Source organism: Enterobacter cloacae complex sp. ECL414, from assembly GCF_021869685.1.
Classification (GTDB): domain Bacteria; phylum Pseudomonadota; class Gammaproteobacteria; order Enterobacterales; family Enterobacteriaceae; genus Enterobacter; species Enterobacter kobei.
The window spans coordinates 1-2,495 of record NZ_CP091485.1 but is presented as its reverse complement, the minus strand read 5'-3'; the positions used below and the strand labels follow the sequence as shown (position 1 = coordinate 2,495).

Annotated in this window: 3 protein-coding genes; 1 reads left to right on the top strand and 2 read right to left on the bottom strand. The window is 51.5% G+C overall.

Going from position 1 to position 2,495, the window contains the following annotated elements; all coding sequences use genetic code 11:
* Positions 1-203: 203 nt before the first annotated feature.
* Both L3068_RS25255 and L3068_RS25250 read right to left on the bottom strand, forming a co-directional pair.
* The gene (locus L3068_RS25255; RefSeq protein WP_013772937.1) at positions 204-389 is read right to left on the bottom strand and encodes a Rop family plasmid primer RNA-binding protein; all 186 of its coding nucleotides are present in this window, start codon (positions 387-389) and stop codon (positions 204-206) included.
* 365 nt (positions 390-754) lie between these two features.
* Positions 755-982 (bottom strand): YgdI/YgdR family lipoprotein, encoded by a 228-nt coding sequence (locus tag L3068_RS25250; protein ID WP_021243043.1) that lies wholly within the window; start codon positions 980-982, stop codon positions 755-757.
* Positions 983-2,216: 1,234 nt separating this feature from the next.
* Between L3068_RS25250 and L3068_RS25245 the strand changes: the two genes are divergently transcribed.
* A complete protein-coding gene (locus tag L3068_RS25245; protein ID WP_021243041.1) occupies positions 2,217-2,408 on the top strand; it encodes a hypothetical protein in 192 nt (63 codons plus the stop codon).
* Positions 2,409-2,495 lie beyond the last annotated feature (87 nt).

Below are 2,495 nucleotides of genomic sequence, written 5' to 3'. Positions count from 1 at the left end.
GAGTAATCTAATCTAACTTGATTGAGTTCCGGGCGTGCCGCCCGGTTTTTTTTGCTGTTTCCCGGTGTCCGTTCCGGGACAGGATGTGCATTTGTAATACCGCGCACGCGCCGGCATCACAAATACCCTGGTCAGGGCTGCGCCCCGACACCCCGCCATCGCCTCACGGCCGCGCACTGAATTGCGCACCCGTTCACCGATTTTCACGCATTTTCCTCGCCTATCTGTGCGTTCAGCATGGCGTAAAGCGCTTCGGCCTGATCGTGCAGGTGCTCACAGCAGCCGGCAGCCTCATCCAGATCCATCTGCTCGAGCCGCTCAAGGAGGAGAAGTGTCTGTGCGCGGATAAATTTGGCCATATTGAGGGCGGCGGATTCCTGTCTGGTCACTGGTGATTTTCCCCGTCTGGTGATGATTTTTGCGTGAAAAGAGCATGGCGTCATTCTGGTGCATAGTCATGCATGCCGTTAAAATTTAACAGGCGCGTTTCTGACGGGTTCCGGGGTGGTTTGTTGTGGTTTTTGTCATGGTTTCGTCAGGAACGCGCTGAACGCGTCTCAGGCGGTGCGGGCAACGGATGTTATGGTAAATTCTTGGGGGCTTGATTATAAAATACCGCACTTCCTCTTATGTCTTGTGCTTTTTAGACAACCCTGAAAGCTTTTAGCTTTGGTGATGCAATTTGCTGGGATTTTGGCGGAGAACCACAGGTAAAGAAAAAGGCCACATTAGCGGCCTTTTTCGGAGAAGATGCTCAGTGCGGAATTTCGGAGACTTCTTTAACGTCGGTTTTATTGATCTGCTGTTTGACACCATTCGCGTCTGTATAGCCAAGCAGGCCTGAGTCTGATTCTTTAGGTTTGCCGTCGCTGACAATAGTGCGACCGTCATTGGTGTGTATGGCATAGCTTGTGCGCGTGCAGCCGGTGAGGGCTGAAAGCGCAACTGCCGCTGCGAACACTGAAACAAAAATCTTTTTCAAAGCCAGCTCCTTTTATCCATATCAGTTTTGGTCACTAACCATCTAACTATAGGTCATTTTTTATGTGAAAAGAGGCTTGATGGTGGGCTGTATATCGAGTTAGGCGCGAGGTGCTATGGTCAAAGTGTGGTGTCAGGCGGGGAGGAGGCTTATATGAGATGTAATCCGGCCGATACATATACCAAGATGATTTAAGTATTCCTCTTTGTGAGGTTGGATGTCTAATTTATAAAGGATCTTCTTGAGATCCTTTTTTTCCGCGCGTAATCTCTTGCCCTGTAAACGAAAAAACCACCCTGGCAGGTGGTTTTTCGAAGGTTAGGTAATCCTGGCAGATCCCCTAACCGTGGTAACAGTCTTGTGCGAGACATGTCACCAAATTTGTCCTTTCAGTGTAGCCTCACTAAGGCCGCCACTTCAAGAACTCTTGAGACATCTCTCGCACATCCTGTTTGCCAATGGCCGTTGCCAATGGCGATTAGTCGTGTCTTTCCGGGTTGGACTCAAGTTGATAGTTACCGGATAAGGCGCAGCGGTCGGACTGAACGGGGGGTTCGTGCATACAGTCCATCCTGGAGCGAACTGCCTTCCCGGAACTGAGTGTCAGGCGTGGAATGAGAAACCGCGGCCATAACAGCGGAGTGACACCGGTAAACCGAAAGGCAGGAATGCGGGGGAGCACGAGGGAGCCACCAGGGGGAAACGCCTGGTATCTTTAAGCCGCATCGGGTTTCGCCACCACTGATTTGAGCGTCAGATTCTGTGATGCTTGTCAGGGGGGCGGAGCCTATGGAAAAACGGCTTTGGCGCGGCCTTATGCTTTCTTCGTTAAGTATCTTCCTGGCATCCCCCAGGAAATTTCTGATCCATCCGTAAGCCCGTCCCGCTCGCCGCAGCCGAACGACCGAGCGGAGCGAGTCAGTGAGCGAGGAAGCGGAATATATTCTGTATCACATTTTCTCCTGACGCGTTTTCTTTCACTTTCTGCGCCTGTCTTATGTGGCATTAATGCTATGTGTTACTGCCATGCTACATCTTAAGCCAGTATACACTCCGCTAGTGCTCCGTGACTGGTCCGGCGCTGCGCCCGGAACCCGCCTGTACCGGTTCAGCAGCCGTTCCGGCCTGACTGCAATTTTTTTTTTTTCATCCCTGCCCGCTACCCTGTAAACCTTTCTTCTGCGTTGCCGTTAACAGTAGGTAAGCCATGTTTGGTTTTTCTTCCGGAGCCCTGATGACTCTTAGTGATGATGAGCGACACCTGCTTGTGTCCGTTGTTTCGGTCTGGCTACGGCGTGCCGGAGGGGATGCCGGAGCCATGATGCTGGATGCATACCGGCAGATTTTGTCTGAAACCGAACCGGCCGTAAGGACTGTCATGCTCGAATTTCTTGAATCCGTTCGCATTCATTACATTTCGTCCTGAGCATTTTCTGTATTTCTGTCCATACTTAAACGAGGCGGCCGTCACGGACGGTGGTCGTCGTTCCATGATGCTGTTATGGACGAGTGA

Excerpts from the sequence above, each read along its gene's own strand:
- L3068_RS25245 (WP_021243041.1), top strand. The coding sequence starts at position 2,217 with ATGACTCTTAGTGATGATGAGCGACACCTGCTTGTGTCCGTTGTTTCG.